Origin of the sequence: Promineifilum sp. (SeqCode) (genome assembly GCF_041918635.1) — a bacterium.
In the GTDB taxonomy this organism is placed as follows: Bacteria; Chloroflexota; Anaerolineae; order Promineifilales; family Promineifilaceae; genus Promineifilum.
Genome location: NZ_JAYRVJ010000673.1, coordinates 1 through 2866 on the forward strand (window position 1 = coordinate 1; position 2866 = coordinate 2866).

General features: G+C 67.1%; 4 protein-coding genes. 2 read left to right on the forward strand and 2 right to left on the reverse strand.

The features are described from left to right. On the forward strand, positions 1-526 hold a 526-nt coding region (locus ACE3UY_RS19720), incomplete at its 5' end, for a S16 family serine protease (RefSeq protein WP_374689189.1). 100 nt (positions 527-626) lie between these two features. Here ACE3UY_RS19720 and ACE3UY_RS19725 read toward each other — a convergent pair. Both ACE3UY_RS19725 and ACE3UY_RS19730 read right to left on the reverse strand, forming a co-directional pair. Further along, positions 627-1157: an NUDIX hydrolase gene (locus ACE3UY_RS19725; RefSeq protein WP_374689190.1), complete on the reverse strand. Its 531-nt coding sequence runs from the start codon at positions 1155-1157 to the stop codon at positions 627-629. A 51-nt stretch (positions 1158-1208) separates the two neighbouring features. Continuing rightward, positions 1209-1658: a LysM peptidoglycan-binding domain-containing protein gene (locus ACE3UY_RS19730; RefSeq protein ID WP_374689191.1), complete on the reverse strand. Its 450-nt coding sequence runs from the start codon at positions 1656-1658 to the stop codon at positions 1209-1211. Between the two features lie 200 nt (positions 1659-1858). On the opposite strand from ACE3UY_RS19730, the gene ACE3UY_RS19735 reads away from it, so the two are divergent. Further along, positions 1859-2866: glycosyltransferase family 4 protein (locus ACE3UY_RS19735; RefSeq protein ID WP_374689192.1), on the forward strand; the 1008-nt coding region annotated here is incomplete at its 3' end.

The following is a 2866-nucleotide window of genomic DNA, read 5'->3' on the forward strand; positions in this document are numbered from 1 at the left end:
GCATCAACCCTTGTCGCTCAACGCCAGTCTAACGTTCGAACAGAGCTACTACTACGTCGGCGGCGACAGCGCGTCGTCCACCGAACTCTACGCGCTGCTCTCCAGCCTGGGGCAAATCCCGCTGCAACAGGGCATCAGCGTCACCGGCTCGGTCAACCAGCGGGGCGAGATTCAGCCCATCGGCGCGGTGAACGAGAAGATCGAGGGCTTTTTCGACATCTGCCGGGCGCGTGGTCTGACGGGCGAGCAGGGCGTCATCATCCCCTCAACCAACGTCATCAATCTGATGTTGCGCCAGGACGTGGTTGACGCAGTCGCCGCGGGGCAGTTTCACATCTGGACGGTCACGACCATTGATGAGGGGCTGGAATTGCTGACAGGCATGCCGGCCGGCGCGCAGGACGAGAATGGCGACTACCCCGAAAACACGGTGCACGCCGCCGTCAGGAACCGGCTGCGCGAACTGGCGATGGAGCTGAAAACCTTCGGCGACGAACACCAGCGCGACGACGGCGCGGCTGACTAAATCACGAAGAGCTCACGCAAAGAGCGCAAAGAAGCAAAGGGCGCAAAGAGAAAAGCATATCTTTGCGTTCTTTGCTTCTTTGCGCTCTTTGCGTGAGCTCTTACCCGCTGAGATACTGCGCCGCGCGGAGGATGGCGACGACGCTCTTGGCATCTTCCAATCGCCCATCGAGGGCCATTGCCGCCAGTTCGCCCAGCGGCCATACCTCGACGGCGATCTCCTCATCCACGTCCATCGGCCGGGGGTCGGCTGTCAGGTCGGCGGCCACGAATAGGGCCATGCGCTCGTTGGAGAGGCCGGGCGCGGCCCACACCTCGCCCAGCGGCGTGAACGTCGCCGCGCGGTAGCCCGTCTCCTCCTGCAACTCGCGCTGGGCGCAATCGAGCCAGGACTCGGCCGGGTCGCGCGTGCCCGCCGGCAGTTCGAGGATGGTCTTGTCCAGCGCCGGCCGGTACTGGCGCAGCATCAACACATCATAGCCGTCCGGCCCGCGCCGCACCGGCAGGAGCACCACCGCGCCGGGGTGCTCGATGGCCCCGCGCTCGTACAGTTGGCCGTCGGCCAACCGGTACGTGCTGACGCGCACGCGCCACTTCCCCTCCCAGGCGATGCGCGTGTTCAGGAGTTCCATGAGTTTGTTAGACCTGTCAGGTTTTCAGAAAACCTGACAGGTCTGGCATGACTACCGTGCCGGAATCCGGATCTGCTGCCCCACGCTGATGACGTTGGGGTTGGGGATGCCGTTGTAGGCGGCCAGCTCCTCGACGGTGAAGCCGTAGCGCAGGGCGATGCGGAACAGGTTCTCGCCCGCCGCGACGATGTGGATCTGCTCCCCCGTGGGCGCGGCCGTCGGTTCGGGCGCGGGCGGCTGCGTCGGCTCGGGAGCCGGCGGCAATGGCGTCGGCGAGGCATCGACGGGCACAACGGGCAGCGGCGTCGGCGACGCGCCCACCGGCAGCGGCGTCGTCACCACGCCGCCGGGCAAGGTGGCCGCCGGCAGAAGCGGGTCGAGAACGGTGGTAGTCGCGGTGGGCGGCTCCTCGCTGCCGGGGACGGGGCGAACACAGGCGCCAAGGGCCAGAACGAGCAGCGCCGTGAGGGCGATCAAGAGCGTATAGGTCGTGCGTTTCACGCGCATCCTCCTCTGCTTGATTCAATTCCTCGCCCGTGACAGGCAGAGGAGCGGGCAGGGCGCGGCGCAATCCACCGCGCATGTAAACATAACGCAGTCTATCATAGAGGGGGGATATGGGCAAGATGACTGTAGACAGGATGATCGTATAATTGCCCCGATGAGTGTGCAGCACGTCAGGGATTTCCGGGGGCGATAGGATGACCGCGCCGCCATCACCATACCCGCCACCACAACTCCATATCGGCATCAACGCTCACCTCCTGTCCGGCGAGGCGGGCTATCGCCGCGCGGGCATCCACCACTACATCTACCAGGTGCTGCGCCACTTGCCGCCGGGCGACGAGAGCGGCGCTACCTATACCATCTATACGCGCCAGACCGCGGGCTGGGACGACCGCCCCGATCTGCGCGTGGTCGGCACGTCCTGGCCCACTGAGGGGCGGCTGGCGCGCATCGCCTGGGAGCAACTGGCGTGGCCGTGGCGGGCACGGCGCGACCGGCTGGCGCTGCTACACAGCATGGCCTTCGCCATGCCGCGCCTGGCCTCCTGCCCGGCCGTCGTCACCATCTACGATCTGAGCTTCGTCCACTACCCCGACCGCTTCCCGGCCGCCCAACGCCGCTACCTGATGGCCGAGACGGCTCACGCCTGCCGCCGCGCCCGCCGGCTCGTCGCCATCTCCGAGTCGGGCCGCCAGGACATCCACCACCAGTTCGGCGTGCCGCTGGAGCGCATCGACGTGGTCGCGCCGGGCGTGACCGCCTACTACCAGCCCCTGCCGCCGGCCGAGGTGGACGCCTTCCGCCGCCGCCAGGGGTTGGACAAGCCCTTTTTCCTCCACGTCGGCACGCTTCAGCCGCGCAAGAACATCCCCGTGCTACTCGACGCGCTGGCCCGGCTAGACCGGCCGGACGCGCTACTGGTGCTGGTGGGCGGCAAAGGGTGGCTCTACGATGAGATTTTCGAGCGCGTGCGGGCGCTGGGACTGGCCGAGCAGGTGCGCTTCACGGGCTACGTGGATGACGCCGAACTGCCCCTCTGGTACAACGCCGCCGCCGCGCTTGTCTTCCCCTCGCTCTACGAGGGCTTCGGCCTGCCCATCGTCGAGGCCCTGGCCTGCGGCGCGCCGGTCATCGCCGCCGATACGTCCTCCCTGCCGGAAGCGGGCGGGACGGCCGCGCTCTACTTTGATCCCCACGACACC

Bases quoted from the DNA above. Each gene is read 5' to 3' on its own strand.
- ACE3UY_RS19725 (WP_374689190.1), bottom strand. From the start codon at position 1,157: ATGGAACTCCTGAACACGCGCATCGCCTGGGAGGGGAAGTGGCGCGTG.